Annotated in this window: 12 protein-coding genes and 1 rRNA gene; 10 read left to right on the top strand and 3 right to left on the bottom strand. The window is 68.1% G+C overall.

Translation table 11 applies throughout. The features are described from left to right. The first annotated feature begins 286 nt into the window (after window positions 1–286). Window positions 287–1,801, top strand: a complete 1,515-nt coding sequence (gene eccD, locus HEP85_RS28855) for a type VII secretion integral membrane protein EccD (RefSeq protein WP_168530504.1) — start codon at window positions 287–289, stop codon at window positions 1,799–1,801. 117 nt (window positions 1,802–1,918) lie between these two features. Here eccD and HEP85_RS28860 read toward each other — a convergent pair whose 3' ends face one another. Further along, window positions 1,919–2,239 carry a DUF397 domain-containing protein gene (locus HEP85_RS28860; RefSeq protein WP_168530505.1) on the bottom strand — a complete coding sequence of 107 codons (321 nt, stop codon included), beginning with the start codon at window positions 2,237–2,239 and terminating at the stop codon, window positions 1,919–1,921. 265 nt (window positions 2,240–2,504) lie between these two features. Between HEP85_RS28860 and rpsO the strand changes: the two genes are divergently transcribed. The 5 genes from rpsO to HEP85_RS28885 all read left to right on the top strand — a co-directional run bounded on the left by rpsO (window position 2,505) and on the right by HEP85_RS28885 (window position 8,025). Beyond that, window positions 2,505–2,792: a 30S ribosomal protein S15 gene (gene rpsO, locus HEP85_RS28865; protein WP_168530506.1), complete on the top strand. Its 288-nt coding sequence runs from the start codon at window positions 2,505–2,507 to the stop codon at window positions 2,790–2,792. A 351-nt stretch (window positions 2,793–3,143) separates the two neighbouring features. Beyond that, entirely contained in the window at window positions 3,144–5,363 is a 2,220-nt protein-coding gene (locus HEP85_RS28870) for a polyribonucleotide nucleotidyltransferase (RefSeq protein ID WP_168530507.1), read from the top strand. Further along, window positions 5,360–6,739: a pitrilysin family protein gene (locus HEP85_RS28875; RefSeq protein WP_168530508.1), complete on the top strand. Its 1,380-nt coding sequence runs from the start codon at window positions 5,360–5,362 to the stop codon at window positions 6,737–6,739. The genes HEP85_RS28870 and HEP85_RS28875 overlap by 4 nt, the downstream gene beginning before the upstream one ends. Window positions 6,740–6,765: 26 nt before the next feature. Continuing rightward, on the top strand, window positions 6,766–7,518 hold the full coding sequence (dapB, locus tag HEP85_RS28880) for a 4-hydroxy-tetrahydrodipicolinate reductase (RefSeq protein ID WP_168530509.1): 753 nt from the start codon (window positions 6,766–6,768) through the stop codon (window positions 7,516–7,518). A gap of 51 nt (window positions 7,519–7,569) precedes the next feature. Further along, window positions 7,570–8,025 carry a hypothetical protein gene (locus tag HEP85_RS28885; protein WP_168530510.1) on the top strand — a complete coding sequence of 152 codons (456 nt, stop codon included), beginning with the start codon at window positions 7,570–7,572 and terminating at the stop codon, window positions 8,023–8,025. Window positions 8,026–8,487: 462 nt separating this feature from the next. Here HEP85_RS28885 and HEP85_RS28890 read toward each other — a convergent pair whose 3' ends face one another. Further along, entirely contained in the window at window positions 8,488–9,045 is a 558-nt protein-coding gene (locus tag HEP85_RS28890) for a hypothetical protein (protein WP_168530511.1), read from the bottom strand. A 90-nt stretch (window positions 9,046–9,135) separates the two neighbouring features. Continuing rightward, the gene (locus tag HEP85_RS28895) at window positions 9,136–9,375 is read right to left on the bottom strand and encodes a hypothetical protein (protein ID WP_168530512.1); all 240 of its coding nucleotides are present in this window, start codon (window positions 9,373–9,375) and stop codon (window positions 9,136–9,138) included. 176 nt (window positions 9,376–9,551) lie between these two features. Between HEP85_RS28895 and thyX the strand changes: the two genes are divergently transcribed. The 4 genes from thyX to HEP85_RS28915 all read left to right on the top strand — a co-directional run bounded on the left by thyX (window position 9,552) and on the right by HEP85_RS28915 (window position 15,263). Beyond that, entirely contained in the window at window positions 9,552–10,292 is a 741-nt protein-coding gene (gene thyX, locus HEP85_RS28900; protein ID WP_168530513.1) for an FAD-dependent thymidylate synthase, read from the top strand. A 210-nt stretch (window positions 10,293–10,502) separates the two neighbouring features. Further along, window positions 10,503–11,402 carry a 4-hydroxy-tetrahydrodipicolinate synthase gene (gene dapA / locus HEP85_RS28905; RefSeq protein WP_168530514.1) on the top strand — a complete coding sequence of 300 codons (900 nt, stop codon included), beginning with the start codon at window positions 10,503–10,505 and terminating at the stop codon, window positions 11,400–11,402. A gap of 137 nt (window positions 11,403–11,539) precedes the next feature. Beyond that, a complete protein-coding gene (locus HEP85_RS28910; RefSeq protein ID WP_168530515.1) occupies window positions 11,540–13,225 on the top strand; it encodes a ribonuclease J in 1,686 nt (561 codons plus the stop codon). 513 nt (window positions 13,226–13,738) lie between these two features. After that, window positions 13,739–15,263: ribosomal RNA gene (locus HEP85_RS28915) — 16S ribosomal RNA — on the top strand. Window positions 15,264–15,520 lie beyond the last annotated feature (257 nt).

The raw sequence follows: 15,520 nt of genomic DNA on the forward strand, positions 1-15,520 counted from the left end.
CGGGTGGGCGGTAAGGTGCCGGATGTTCGCGTGAGCACACGCGAACAGGGCTGGAGAATCAGGGCATTTCGCGCGATGTGGAGGTGCCTGGGGCCTTCGGTCCGGTCGCACGGGCCGCTTTCCGCCGCCTCGCCGCACAGCCGGCCCGGCGCGCGGAGCAAAGAGGCGCAGGACCTTCACACGGCCGACGCGGAACCACCGCAGCCGCGGAACCACCGCGGAAGCGCGACCGCCGAAGACCCGGAACCACCGCAGACGCAGGACCATCACTGAGGGGGAGCAGCAGGTGAGCATGACGGCCTCCGCGACAACCACCGGAGCCGGCGGGCCGGGCCCCGGAGCCCCCCAAGGGGCGGGCACCGGCCTGGGCTTCTGCCGGGTCACCATCGTCGCGCCCGACAGCCGCATCGACGTGGCACTGCCCGACGACATCCCGGTCGCCGACATCTACCCGGAGATCCTGCGGCTCTCCCAGCAGAGCCCCGCCGAGGGCGCCCCGGTCGGCTACCACCTCGTACGCCGCGACGGAACCGTCCTCGACAGCTCGCGCTCCTTCGCCGCCCAGCGGATCCTCGACGGCGAACTCCTCACCCTGCGCCCCTTCTCCGAGTCGCTGCCGCCCGCGGTGTTCGACGACGTCTCCGAGGCCGTCGCGTCCGCGGTGACCCGCGAACGCAGCCTGTGGAGCGGCGACCTGACGCGGGCCGCCGGACTCGTCGGCGGTGCCGTGCTGCCGACGCTGCTCGCCTTCGTGGCCTGGACCGCCGATCCCCGCCACGACATGCACAGCCTGCCCGGCATCCTCGCGGGCGTCACCGGCGTGCTCCTGGTCGTCCTCGCCGCGATCCGCGCCCGGATCTACGACGACCGCGCCTCCGCGGTCGCGCTCGGACTCGGCGCGCTGTCGAACGTGGGCGTCGCGGGCTCCGGGCTGCTCGCCGTCGCGCACGGTGAGGGCATCGGCAAGCTGCAGTTCCTGCTGGCCTGCGCCGCGGTGCTGGTCGCCTCGGTGATCCTGACGCTGTGCTCGCCGCGCGGGGACGGCCCGTTCGTCGCCTTCGTGTTCGCCTCCGGCATCGGCCTGGTCACCGTGTTCGCGGCCCTGCTCGTGCACTGGACGCCCACCGAGACCGCCGCGCTCTGCGCACCGGTCGCCGTGGGAGCCCTGGCCTTCCTGCCGGGCATGTCCATGCGCTTCGCCCGCATCCCGATCGGCTTCGACCCCCCGAACGCCACCCCGCGCAGCGCGTACGGCGCCGAGCCCGCGCCTCCGGAGCCCGTCGACGCCGACCGCATCGAGGCACAGACCCGCCGCGGCCACGAACTCCTCGTCGGCCTCGTCGGCGGGTGCGCGCTGCTCGCCGTCGGCGCCTCGGCGGTGCTCGGCTTCTCCGACGACCTCTGGGGACAGCTGCTCGCCTTCGCGACCGGCGTCGCCCTCCTGATGCGCGCCCACCTCTTCCGTTACACCGCGCAGGTCGCCCCCGTGCTGGGCGCGGGCCTCGGCTCCCTCGTCCTGCTCGGCCTCGGCCTGGCACTCCACCCGCCGCACTCCCTGGTGCGCGACGCCCTCGCCGGGGACCGCGCGGACCTGGACATCCGTACGATCTGGCTCGTCGCGGCGATCGCGGCGGCGGCCGCGCTGGTCACCGCGCTCGGCCTGATCCTGCCGCGCGGCGGCCTCACCCCGTTCTGGGGCCGCTTCCTGGAGATCGCCGAGAGCTTCGTGCTGCTCACCCTGATCCCGCTGGCACTCGCGGTCTTCGACGTCTACGGCACGGCCCGCTCGATGACGGGCTGACCGGCCACGCGCCTCGGCGGCGACAGAAGGAGGGCGGTCGGCCCACGGGCGACCGCCCTCCTTCTGTTCCGCTTCCGTTCCGCCGGCCCGTTCCGCCGTCCGCTCCGGCCGCGCGGACTACTCCGCCGCGAGCCCGCCGTTGTGCGGCGCCGGCTCCAGGTCGAACTCGCCGTCCCGGGCCCCCAGCACGAAGGCCCGCCACTCCGCCTCCGTGTAGCGCAGGACGGTGTCCGGGTCGAGCGACGAACGCATGGCCACCGCACCCGCGGGCAGATACGCGATCTCGACCCGCTCCTCGTGCTCCTGCGTACCCGGCGCGCTCTGCCACTCGACGTCCGAGATGTCCAGCGCGTAGAGCTCGTCCCGCTCCCGCTCCTTGCGCGCCTTGACGTCCGCGTCCCTGACGTCGACGTCCCTGTCCGCTGCTGCCTCGGCCATGTTCGGACGGCCCCTTCCCCACGTACGGTTGACCTCTGCCGTCACCCTAGTGGCCGGACCGGCACCGCCCGTGAGGTTCCGGGACCTGGGCGGACGCATCCGGCCAGGCTGGTACGCTGTGTGACGGCCGTTTGTGTACGCACCCCCGGAGCCCATCGCTCTGGAGGCCGCGCCCAGCGGATCCCCGCCTCCCGAGTAACGGAAGTTCCCCTGAGATGTGGACCAGGGGCACTCGGTGGCACATCAAAGACTACGAGGAGTACGCGTGTCGCTCGACGCCGCTACGAAGAAGCAGCTCATCAGTGAGTTCGGCCAGAAGGAGGGCGACACCGGCTCCCCCGAAGTCCAGGTCGCCATGCTCTCGCGCCGCATCTCGGACCTGACCGAGCACCTCAAGACCCACAAGCACGACCACCACTCCCGTCGTGGTCTGCTGATCCTGGTCGGTCAGCGCCGCCGGCTGCTGCAGTACCTGGCCAAGAAGGACATCCAGCGCTTCCGTGCGCTGGTCGAACGCCTGGGCATCCGCCGCGGTGCGGCGGGCGCCAAGTAAGACGCCGTGAAGGGAGCGGTTCCCACCTCTTGGGAGCCGCTCCTTTTGCTGTACGTGCCCTCTACGTGCGGAGTGTCACCGACGCTTTGTAGTGTGGTAGCACAACGACATACGCAGGACGCGGCACGTAGGACACAGCGTGACGACGCCCCACCCGCCGGGTAGGGACCGTCATGACAAACGAACGAGGAGAAGCGCACCTCGCCGCCGCCGGTCCTCGGTAGTGGCCCCCGGGAGATTGCGACCCCGGGTGCTTCGATCGAAGACCGGCCCGCACCAGAAGGAGCGCCTCTCCGCCACCGTCCCCCTGCCACACGGGCAGGACGGGACGAAGACGAGGAGAAAACGCTAGTGGAGAACGAGACCCACTACGCCGAGGCCGTTATCGACAACGGTTCCTTCGGCACCCGCACCATCCGCTTCGAGACGGGCCGGCTGGCCAAGCAGGCCGCCGGTTCCGCCGTGGCGTACCTGGACGACGACACCATGGTGCTGTCGGCCACCACCGCTTCCAAGAAGCCCAAGGACCAGCTCGACTTCTTCCCCCTCACGGTGGACGTCGAGGAGCGGATGTACGCCGCCGGCAAGATCCCCGGCAGCTTCTTCCGCCGCGAGGGCCGGCCCTCCGAGGACGCGATCCTCACCTGCCGCCTGATCGACCGCCCGCTGCGCCCGTCCTTCAAGAAGGGCCTTCGCAACGAGATCCAGGTCGTCGCCACGATCATGGCGCTCAACCCCGACCACCTGTACGACGTCGTGGCGATCAACGCCGCCTCCGCGTCCACCCAGCTGGCCGGTCTGCCCTTCTCCGGCCCGGTCGGCGGCGTCCGCGTCGCGCTGATCAACGGCCAGTGGGTCGCGTTCCCGACGCACACCGAGCTCGAGGACGCCGTCTTCGACATGGTCGTCGCCGGTCGCGTCCTGGAGGACGGCGACGTCGCGATCATGATGGTCGAGGCCGAGGCCACCGACAAGACGATCCAGCTGGTCAAGGGCGGCGCCGAGGCGCCCACCGAGGAGGTCGTGGCCTCCGGCCTCGACGCCGCGAAGCCCTTCATCAAGGTCCTGTGCAAGGCGCAGTCGGACCTCGCCGCCAAGGCCGCCAAGCCCACCGGCGAGTTCCCGATCTTCCTGGACTACCAGGACGACGTCTTCGAGGCACTGACCGCCGCGGTCAAGAGCGAGCTCGCCCAGGCGCTCACCATCGCCGGCAAGCAGGACCGCGAGGCCGAGCTGGACCGCGTCAAGGAGATCGCCGCCGAGAAGCTGCTCCCGCAGTTCGAGGGTCGCGAGAAGGAGATCTCCGCCGCGTACCGCGCGCTGACCAAGAAGCTGGTCCGCGAGCGCGTCATCAAGGACAAGGTCCGCATCGACGGCCGTGGCGTCACGGACATCCGTACGCTCGCCGCCGAGGTCGAGGCCATCCCGCGCGTGCACGGCTCGGCGCTGTTCGAGCGTGGCGAGACCCAGATCCTGGGCGTCACCACCCTCAACATGCTCCGCATGGAGCAGCAGCTGGACACCCTCTCCCCGGTGACCCGCAAGCGTTACATGCACAACTACAACTTCCCGCCGTACTCCGTCGGTGAGACGGGCCGCGTCGGCTCCCCGAAGCGCCGCGAGATCGGCCACGGCGCGCTCGCCGAGCGCGCGATCGTGCCGGTCCTGCCGACCCGCGAGGAGTTCCCCTACGCGATCCGTCAGGTGTCCGAGGCCCTCGGCTCCAACGGCTCGACGTCCATGGGCTCGGTCTGCGCCTCCACCATGTCGCTGCTGAACGCCGGTGTGCCCCTCAAGGCCCCCGTCGCCGGTATCGCCATGGGCCTGATCTCCCAGGAGATCGACGGCCAGACGCACTACGTCGCCCTCACCGACATCCTCGGTGCGGAGGACGCCTTCGGCGACATGGACTTCAAGGTCGCCGGCACCAAGGAGTTCGTCACCGCCCTCCAGCTCGACACCAAGCTGGACGGCATCCCGGCCTCCGTCCTGGCCGCGGCCCTCAAGCAGGCCCGCGACGCCCGCCTCCACATCCTCGACGTGATGATGGAAGCGATCGACACGCCGGACGAGATGTCCCCGAACGCCCCGCGGATCATCACCGTCAAGATCCCCGTGGACAAGATCGGTGAGGTCATCGGCCCCAAGGGCAAGATGATCAACCAGATCCAGGAGGACACCGGCGCCGAGATCACGATCGAGGACGACGGCACCATCTACATCGGTGCCTCCGACGGCCCGGCCGCCGAGGCCGCCCGCGCCACGATCAACGGCATCGCCAACCCGACCATGCCGGAGGTCGGCGAGCGCTACCTGGGCACCGTCGTGAAGACGACGACCTTCGGCGCGTTCGTGTCGCTGCTCCCGGGCAAGGACGGTCTGCTGCACATCTCGCAGATCCGCAAGCTCGCCGGCGGCAAGCGCGTGGAGAACGTCGAGGACGTCCTCGGTGTGGGCCAGAAGGTCCAGGTCGAGATCGCCGAGATCGACTCCCGCGGCAAGCTCTCCCTCATCCCCGTGGTCGAGGGCGAAGGCGACGACGACGACAAGAAGGACGACACCGACCAGTGACGTCTCGTAGCTCCACGACGACGGCCCGCACCTCTTCGGAGGCGCGGGCCGTCGCCCGTACCCAAACCCTCATCAAGGGCGAGAACGGCATCGGTACGGTCCGCAAGACCACCCTCCCCGGCGGCCTGCGCATCGTCACCGAGACGCTGCCCTCCGTCCGCTCCGCGACCTTCGGGATCTGGGCCCACGTCGGCTCCCGCGACGAGACGCCGACACTGAACGGCGCCACCCACTACCTCGAGCACCTGCTCTTCAAGGGCACGAGCCGCAGGTCGGCCCTGGACATCTCGTCCGCCATCGACGCGGTCGGCGGCGAGATGAACGCGTTCACGGCCAAGGAGTACACGTGCTACTACGCACGCGTGCTCGACACCGACCTCCCGCTCGCCATCGACGTGGTCTGCGACATGCTCACCGGCTCGCTGATCGAGCAGGCCGACGTGGACGCCGAACGCGGTGTGATCCTCGAAGAGATCGCGATGACCGAGGACGACCCGGGCGACTGCGTGCACGACCTGTTCGCGCACACCATGCTCGGCGACACCCCCCTCGGCCGCCCGGTCCTCGGCACGGTCGACACGGTCAACGCCCTCGGCGCCGACCGCATCCGCCGCTTCTACAAGAAGCACTACGACCCGACCCATCTGGTCGTGGCCTGCGCGGGCAACGTCGACCACAACAAGGTCGTACGCCAGGTCCGTGCCGCCTTCGAGAAGGCGGGCGCCCTCCGGGAGGCCGCCGCCGAGCCGATCGCCCCGCGCGACGGCCGCCGGGCCATCCGTACCGCCGGCCGCGTCGAACTGCTCGGCCGCAAGACCGAGCAGGCCCATGTCGTCCTCGGCATGCCGGGCCTCGCCCGCACCGACGAGCGCCGCTGGGCCCTGGGCGTCCTCAACACCGCCCTCGGCGGCGGCATGTCCTCCCGCCTCTTCCAGGAGGTCCGCGAGAAGCGCGGTCTGGCCTACAGCGTGTACTCGTACACCTCGGGCTTCGCCGACTGCGGCCTCTTCGGGGTGTACGCGGGCTGCAGGCCGAGCCAGGTCCACGACGTGCTCAAGATCTGCCGCGACGAGCTCGACCACGTCGCCGAGCACGGTCTGTCGGACGACGAGATCGGCCGTGCTGTCGGCCAGCTCCAGGGCTCCACCGTCCTCGGCCTCGAGGACACCGGCGCGCTGATGAACCGTATCGGCAAGAGCGAGCTGTGCTGGGGCGAGCAGATGTCGGTCGACGACATGCTGGCCCGGATAGCGTCGGTCACCCCGGACGAGGTCCGCTCGATCGCCCACGACATCCTGGGACAGCGGCCCTCGCTGTCGGTCATCGGTCCGCTCAAGGACAAGCAGGCGTCCCGTCTGCACGAAGCGGTCGCGTAAATCCCGTCTCTGTTAGGAACGAAGCAATGAGCAAGCTGCGCGTGGCGGTCCTCGGTGCCAAGGGCCGGATCGGGGCCGAGGCGGTACGAGCCGTCGAGGCCGCCGAGGACATGGAGCTGGTGGCCGCGCTCGGCCGGGGCGACCGACTGGAGACCCTCGTCGACGCGGGCGCCCAGGTCGCCGTCGAGCTGACCACGCCGGACTCGGTGATGGGCAACCTCGACTTCTGCGTCCGCAACGGCATCCACGCGGTGGTCGGTACCACGGGCTGGACCGACGAACGCCTCGCACAGCTCACCACGTCGCTGGCCGAGTCGCCGGAGACGGGGGTGCTCATCGCCCCGAACTTCTCCATCGGCGCCGTACTGACCATGAAGTTCGCCGAGATCGCCGCGCCGTACTTCGAGTCCGTCGAGGTCATCGAGCTGCACCACCCGAACAAGGTGGACGCGCCGAGCGGCACCGCCACGCGCACCGCCCAGCTCATCGCCGCGGCACGCGAGCGAGCGGGCAGCGCCCCGCAGCCCGACGCCACGGTCACCGCTCTCGACGGCGCCCGCGGGGCGAACGTCGACGGTGTCCCGGTGCACTCGGTCCGGCTGCGCGGTCTGCTCGCCCACCAGGAGGTCCTGCTGGGCGGCGACGGCGAGACCCTCACCGTCCGCCACGACTCGCTGCACCACAGCAGCTTCATGCCGGGCATCCTGCTCGGTGTCCGCCGTGTGGTGAGCACGCCGGGCCTCACCTTCGGCCTGGAACACTTCCTGGACCTCGGCTGAGCCGAGGGACGAGCACGGACGGACACCGACGGACACGGACACCTGGCAGACATGCGCGCGAAGATCACCTACGCCGTCACGGCGGCCGTCCTGGTCGTCTATTTCGTCCTGGTCGGCAGCCGTGGCGTGCTGCTCATCCAGAACGGCACCCTGATCACCGTCACCTTCGGCATCGCGGTGCTGATCCTGCCGGTCATCGGAATCTGGTTCCTCTGGAAGAACACGCAGTTCGTACGCAAGGCCAACCGGCTCGCCGCGGAGCTCGACGCCGAGGGCGGTCTGCCGGTCGACGAGCTGCGGCGCACCGCGGGCGGCCGTATCGACCGCGACTCGGCCGACGAGGTCTTCGCCCGGCGCAAGGTCGAGACCGAGGACGCGCCCGACGACTGGCGCAGCTGGTTCCGCCTCGCCGTCGCCTATCACGACGCCCGGGACACCCCGCGCGCCCGCAAGGCGATGCAACGGGCGATCGCCCTGCGCGAGGGCAGACCGCCGGCTGAGGCCTGAGTCCCGGCGGAGGCCCGGGGCGGGGCCCGGCAGGGGGCTCCGCCCCCAGACCCCCGTTCGGCCTGAACGGCCTCGTCCTCGAGCGCGGGCTGGGCTGGAGATACGAGCCCGCGGTGGGTGGTTCCGGCCGGGCTGGAGGTGGGAGACCTCGCTGAGAGGCCGACGCCCGGGGTCATGTCTTTCAGCCTGTCCGGTGTTTGAGGACGAGCCCTTCGGGCGAAGCGGGGGTCCAGGGGGCGCAGCCCCTTGGCGGGGTCTGGGGGCGGAGCCCCCAGGGACAGGATGACGGGGTCCCCCCTGCTCGAGCGAAGCCGAGGGGCCCGAGGCCGCGGCGGCACCCCGAGAACGCCGGAGTCCGGCCCGGCGCAGAACGCGGGGCCTCGGCGCGGAGGGCCGGGAGACACGACGAAGGGGCCGGTCCGCACTACGCGGACCGGCCCCTTCGTACACGTCGGGCCGGGCTCAGCCCACCCGGTACTCGTCGGCCCAGACCTCGACGGCGTCCGCCGCCCGGTCGAATGCTTCCGTGCGAGCCAGGAAGTCGGAGTTGTGCGAGGTCAGCAGCGGTGCTACGGCATCGGCCGCCCGGTCTTTGCGGACCAGGAGCAGCGCCTGCCCCTGCACCGTGCGCGGCAGCCCGAGCCAGCGCACCGGCTGCTGGACGGTGCGCACGGCGACGACCTGCGGCCAGGGCGTGGTACTGGTGGTGAGGAAGCCCACGCGGCGCAGCCCCCGGGCACTCACCCAGACGCCCATCCGCAGCAGCCGCAAGGCGCTCAGGACGACGATCACGGCGACGAGCAGACAGACCACGGCCGCGGAGCGGCTCCCGGCGAACGCGGTGATCACGGTGGCCACGAGTACATAGGACGCGAGCAGCAGAATCAGCGCGGCGAATGCCACCCGCCACGGGCCGGGCCGGTAGGGGCGCCGCCATTGGTCGCGGTCGTCGAACGGCAGGGCGAGGTCGTCCGCAGCCTCGTCAAAAGTACGGTCCGCCGTCAGGAAGGGCAGGGGCACGACTGATCCTCACTCAATCCACGCATGGGCTGTGCCCGGTGAGGCTATCGAGCCGGGTCCCCGCTCACCACCCTCGGGGGTCCGGAAGTGTCAGCGGCCGTCCGATGCCTCGGAGTGCTGTGTATGGGCCGGTGACGGGTCCTGCGACAGGGCCGGCATGCCGAGGATCAGGGACCCCGCGAGCCCGGCGACCAGGGTGAGTCCCATGAGCCACCGCCCGGCTATCTGGCCGGCGGAGGCCCGCTCACGCGGTGGGGGAGTGACATTGCTGCGGAAGTTGTCGGCTTCGGCGATGAAGGCGAACGGTACAGGCTCGCGCCGACGGAACATGAGGACTGCGTCTCCTCTGGAGTCTCGAAGAAATCTCTGTCACCAATACAGACGTACGAACGCCCTCTTTGGTGCCCCGTTTCGCCGAGTTCATTGCGGCAAGGCCCGAACGCCCTGGTATCGGCGCCCCGTAGAGTGGCCGCGTTGCAAGCTGTGATGGAAGGACCCCCCGAATCGTGACCGACACCCCCGCCGACGATCTCAAGATCGATCTCCGCAGCGACGTCACCGTCGAGCTGGTGAAGCACTCCGCGGCCGACTCCGACGTGCTGTTCGCCGCCCGTGTCTCCACCGTCGGGGAGCAATCCCTGGACGAGATGGGCAAGGACCCGGAGCGCTCGAAGGGGTTGATCAACTACCTGATGAGGGACCGGCACGGCAGCCCCTTCGAGCACAACTCGATGACGTTCTTCATCAGCGCCCCGATCTTCGTCTTCCGCGAGTTCATGCGGCACCGCGTGGGCTGGTCGTACAACGAGGAGTCCGGCCGGTACAGGGAGCTCCAGCCGGTCTTCTACGTCCCGGACGAGTCGCGCAAACTGGTCCAGCAGGGCCGTCCCGGGAAGTATGTGTTCGTCGAGGGCACCGAGGAGCAGCGCGCGCTGGTCGCGGGCGCCATGGAGGACTCGTACCGCGCGGCGTACCGGACGTACCAGGAGATGCTCGCCGCCGGTGTCGCCCGCGAGGTGGCCCGCGCCGTCCTCCCGGTCGGCCTCTTCTCGTCGATGTACGCCACCTGCAACGCGCGCTCCCTGATGCACTTCCTCGGGCTGCGCACCCAGCACGAGCTCGCCAAGGTCCCGTCCTTCCCGCAGCGGGAGATCGAGATGGTCGGCGAGAAGATGGAAGCGGAGTGGGCCAGGCTCATGCCGCTCACGTACGCGGCCTTCAACGCCAACGGCCGGGTGGCGCCGTAGCGCGCTCCCACGCGCCTTCCGGCACAGATGTACGGATCAGCCGAGCGAGGTGTCCGTATTGCGGCATTTCGAGAAGTTCATCTAGCCTGATCAAACGGACCCGGCACTGCTTGAACCCCCGAGCAGGCAGTGCCGGGCTCCGCATTTGTCGTGCTTTGTCGTGCCCCCCGTGGGCAGACCCCGCCCTGAGCAGCGAGTAGCGTGTTACCCATGGCTCCGACCTCCACTTCGCAGACCCCCTTCGGACGGGTCCTCACCGCTATGGTCACGCCCTTCACGGCGGACGGCGCACTCGACCTCGACGGTGCCCAGCGGCTCGCCACCCACCTGGTGGACGCAGGCAACGACGGCCTGATCGTCAACGGCACCACCGGCGAGTCACCGACCACCAGCGACGCGGAGAAATCGGATCTCGTACGGGCCGTGCTGGCGGCGGTCGGCGACCGTGCCCACGTCGTCGCGGGCGTCGGCACGAACGACACCCGCCACAGCATCGAGCTCGCCCGCGCCGCCGAGAAGGCCGGCGCGCACGGCCTGCTGACCGTCACGCCGTACTACAACAAGCCCCCGCAAGAGGGCCTGTACCGGCACTTCTCGGCCATCGCCGACGCCACCGAACTGCCGGTGATGCTGTACGACATCCCCGGCCGCAGCGGCGTACCGATCAGCACGGAGACGATCGTCCGCCTGGCCGCGCACCCGCGCATCGTCGCGAACAAGGACGCCAAGGGAGACCTCGGCCGGGCCAGCTGGGCCATCGCACGCTCCGGTCTCTCCTGGTACTCCGGCGACGACATGCTGAACCTGCCGCTGCTCTCCGTGGGCGCGGTCGGCTTCGTCTCGGTCGTCGGCCACGTCGTCACGCCCGAGCTGCGGGCCATGCTCGACGCCTATGTCGCCGGTGACGTGCAGAAGGCCACCGAGATCCACCAGAAGCTGCTTCCGGTCTTCACCGGGATGTTCCGCACCCAGGGCGTCATGACGACGAAGGCCGCGCTCACCCTCCAGGGTCTGCCCGCCGGTCCGCTGCGCGCCCCGATGGTCGAACTGTCACCCGAGGAGACCGCTCAGCTCAAGATCGATCTTGCTGCCGGCGGGGTACAGCTCTAAGTACAGACTTCACAACTGAATACGTACGACAACGCAGGCCGGCGGCCTGCACCCCACACAGACAACAGCTACTGCACGAACGTCATGCGCGCCACGTGCCTTGCCAGGTACGTGGCGTGTGTGGTGAGGAGAGTCTTTTGAGTCATCCGCATCCTGAACTCGGCCCGCCGCCCAAGCTTCCCCAGGGGGGCCTGCGGGTCACCCCGCTCGGCGGCCTCGGTGAAATCGGCCGGAACATGACCGTCTTCGAATACGACGGCCGTCTGCTGATCGTCGACTGCGGAGTGCTCTTCCCCGAGGAGGAGCAGCCCGGAATCGACCTGATCCTGCCGGACTTCACGTCCATCAGGGACCGCCTCGACGACATCGAGGGCATCGTCCTCACGCACGGCCACGAGGACCACATCGGTGGTGTCCCGTTCCTCCTGCGTGAAAAGCCGGACATCCCGCTGATCGGCTCCAAGTTGACCCTCGCGCTCATCGAGGCGAAGCTCCAGGAGCACCGCATCCGCCCCTACACGCTCGAAGTCGCGGAGGGCCACCGCGAGCGCATCGGCCCCTTCGACTGCGAGTTCGTGGCGGTCAACCACTCCATCCCGGACGCCCTCGCGGTCGCCATCCGCACCCCCGCGGGCATGGCGGTGCACACCGGCGACTTCAAGATGGACCAGCTCCCGCTGGACGGCCGTCTCACCGACCTGCACGCGTTCGCACGCCTGAGCGAGGAAGGTATCGACCTCCTCCTCTCGGACTCCACGAACGCCGAGGTCCCCGGTTTCGTCCCGCCCGAGCGCGACATCTCGAACGTGCTGCGCCAGGTCTTCGCGGGTGCCAGCAAGCGCATCATCGTGGCGAGCTTCGCCAGCCATGTGCACCGCATCCAGCAGATCCTGGACGCGGCCCACGAGTACGGCCGCCGGGTCGCCTTCGTCGGCCGTTCGATGGTCCGCAACATGGGCATCGCGCGCGACCTGGGTTATCTGAAGGTCCCGCCGGGCCTGGTCGTCGACGTCAAGACGCTGGACGACCTCCCGGACCACGAGATCGTCCTCGTCTGTACGGGCTCGCAGGGCGAGCCGATGGCCGCGCTGTCCCGGATGGCCAACCGTGACCACCAGATCCGTATCGTCCAGGGCGACACGGTGATCCTGGCCTCGTCGCTCATCCCGGGCAACGAGAACGCGGTGTACCGCGTCATCAACGGCCTGACCCGCTGGGGCGCCAACGTCGTCCACAAGGGCAACGCCAAGGTGCACGTCTCCGGGCACGCCTCCGCGGGCGAGCTGCTGTACTTCTACAACATCTGCAAGCCGCGGAACCTGATGCCGGTCCACGGCGAATGGCGTCATCTGCGCGCCAACGCCGAACTGGGCGCGCTCACCGGTGTACCCCACGACCGCATCGTCATCGCCGAGGACGGCGTCGTCGTCGACCTCATCGGCGGCAAGGCCAAGATCTCCGGCAAGGTGCAGGCGGGTTACGTGTACGTCGACGGCCTCTCGGTCGGCGGTGTCGGCGAGCCCGCGCTCAAGGACCGCAAGATCCTCGGGGACGAGGGCATCATCTCGGTCTTCGTGGTGATGGACTCCAGTACGGGCAAGATCACTGGCGGTCCGCACGTGCACGCCCGCGGTTCGGGCATCGAGGACTCCGCCTTCACGGACGTCGTCCCGAGGATCACCGAGGTCCTCGAACGCTCGGCCCAGGACGGCGTGGTCGAGCCCCACCAGATGCAGCAACTCATCCGCCGCACGCTGGGCAAGTGGGTCTCGGACAACTACCGCCGGCGGCCGATGATCCTGCCGGTCGTCGTCGAGGTCTGACCCCCTCGCACACGCCAACCAGGAGCGGGGCGCCTCGATTTGCATCGGGGCGCCCCGCTCCAGTACGTTTACGGCTCCGCCTGAACGGGAACCCGGGAACGATCGTGTGCCTGGACCACCCCGAGCGGGACGGAAATTCCGACTCAGAATCTCTGATAAAGTCGGAACCGCCGGAAAGGGAAACGCGAGAGCGGAAACCTGGAAAGCACCGAGGAAATCGGATACGGAAACGGTCTGATAGAGTCGGAAACGCAAGACCGAAGGGAAGCGCCCGGAGGAAAGCCCGAGAGGGTGAGTACAAAGGAAGCGTCCGTTCCTTGAGAACTCAACAGCGTGCCAAAAATCAACGCCAGATATGTTGATACCCCGTCTCCGGCCGATCGGCCGGGACGAGGTTCCTTTGAAAAAGTCCTGCCCCTTGGGGTAGGCGCACAGCGAGGACGCTGTGAACCGGGAGGATTATTCCTCTTCCTGGTTCCGCTCTCGTGGTGTCGTCCCGATTACGGGAAAACATTCACGGAGAGTTTGATCCTGGCTCAGGACGAACGCTGGCGGCGTGCTTAACACATGCAAGTCGAACGATGAAGCCCTTCGGGGTGGATTAGTGGCGAACGGGTGAGTAACACGTGGGCAATCTGCCCTTCACTCTGGGACAAGCCCTGGAAACGGGGTCTAATACCGGATAATACCTGCCTGGGCATCTGGGTGGGTTGAAAGCTCCGGCGGTGAAGGATGAGCCCGCGGCCTATCAGCTTGTTGGTGAGGTAGTGGCTCACCAAGGCGACGACGGGTAGCCGGCCTGAGAGGGCGACCGGCCACACTGGGACTGAGACACGGCCCAGACTCCTACGGGAGGCAGCAGTGGGGAATATTGCACAATGGGCGAAAGCCTGATGCAGCGACGCCGCGTGAGGGATGACGGCCTTCGGGTTGTAAACCTCTTTCAGCAGGGAAGAAGCGAAAGTGACGGTACCTGCAGAAGAAGCGCCGGCTAACTACGTGCCAGCAGCCGCGGTAATACGTAGGGCGCAAGCGTTGTCCGTAATTATTGGGCGTAAAGAGCTCGTAGGCGGCTTGTCACGTCGGTGTGAAAGCCCGGGGCTTAACCCCGGGTCTGCATTCGATACGGGCTAGCTAGAGTGTGGTAGGGGAGATCGGAATTCCTGGTGTAGCGGTGAAATGCGCAGATATCAGGAGGAACACCGGTGGCGAAGGCGGATCTCTGGGCCATTACTGACGCTGAGGAGCGAAAGCGTGGGGAGCGAACAGGATTAGATACCCTGGTAGTCCACGCCGTAAACGGTGGGAACTAGGTGTTGGCGACATTCCACGTCGTCGGTGCCGCAGCTAACGCATTAAGTTCCCCGCCTGGGGAGTACGGCCGCAAGGCTAAAACTCAAAGGAATTGACGGGGGCCCGCACAAGCAGCGGAGCATGTGGCTTAATTCGACGCAACGCGAAGAACCTTACCAAGGCTTGACATACACCGGAAACGGCCAGAGATGGTCGCCCCCTTGTGGTCGGTGTACAGGTGGTGCATGGCTGTCGTCAGCTCGTGTCGTGAGATGTTGGGTTAAGTCCCGCAACGAGCGCAACCCTTGTTCTGTGTTGCCAGCATGCCCTTCGGGGTGATGGGGACTCACAGGAGACTGCCGGGGTCAACTCGGAGGAAGGTGGGGACGACGTCAAGTCATCATGCCCCTTATGTCTTGGGCTGCACACGTGCTACAATGGCAGGTACAATGAGCTGCGAAGCCGTGAGGCGGAGCGAATCTCAAAAAGCCTGTCTCAGTTCGGATTGGGGTCTGCAACTCGACCCCATGAAGTCGGAGTTGCTAGTAATCGCAGATCAGCATTGCTGCGGTGAATACGTTCCCGGGCCTTGTACACACCGCCCGTCACGTCACGAAAGTCGGTAACACCCGAAGCCGGTGGCCCAACCCCTTGTGGGAGGGAGCTGTCGAAGGTGGGACTGGCGATTGGGACGAAGTCGTAACAAGGTAGCCGTACCGGAAGGTGCGGCTGGATCACCTCCTTTCTAAGGAGCACTTCTTACCGATCCCTCCGGGGTGAGGTCAGAGGCCACTACGTCGGCAAACGTTCGACGGTGGTTGCTCATGGGTGGAACGTTGATTATTCGGCACACTTGATCGTCTTCTCCTTCGAGTACTGTCCTTCGGGGCGTGGAAAGAGTGAGGGAAGCGGGGAGTGTGTCGGGCACGCTGTTGGGTGTCTGAAGGTACGGCCGATTGTTGGCTGCCTTCAGTGCCGGCCCCAGTGAACTCCGGTGTGAAC

The organism is Streptomyces sp. RPA4-2 (genome assembly GCF_012273515.2).
GTDB classification, from domain to species: Bacteria; Actinomycetota; Actinomycetes; order Streptomycetales; family Streptomycetaceae; genus Streptomyces; species Streptomyces kaempferi.

Coding starts and splice junctions, on each gene's coding strand:
- HEP85_RS28860 (WP_168530505.1), bottom strand. CDS start 2,239: ATGGCCGAGGCAGCAGCGGACAGGGACGTCGACGTCAGGGACGCGGAC.
- HEP85_RS28895 (WP_168530512.1), bottom strand. CDS start 9,375: ATGTTCCGTCGGCGCGAGCCTGTACCGTTCGCCTTCATCGCCGAAGCC.
- dapB (WP_168530509.1), top strand. CDS start 6,766: ATGAGCAAGCTGCGCGTGGCGGTCCTCGGTGCCAAGGGCCGGATCGGG.
- dapA (WP_168530514.1), top strand. CDS start 10,503: ATGGCTCCGACCTCCACTTCGCAGACCCCCTTCGGACGGGTCCTCACC.
- HEP85_RS28885 (WP_168530510.1), top strand. CDS start 7,570: ATGCGCGCGAAGATCACCTACGCCGTCACGGCGGCCGTCCTGGTCGTC.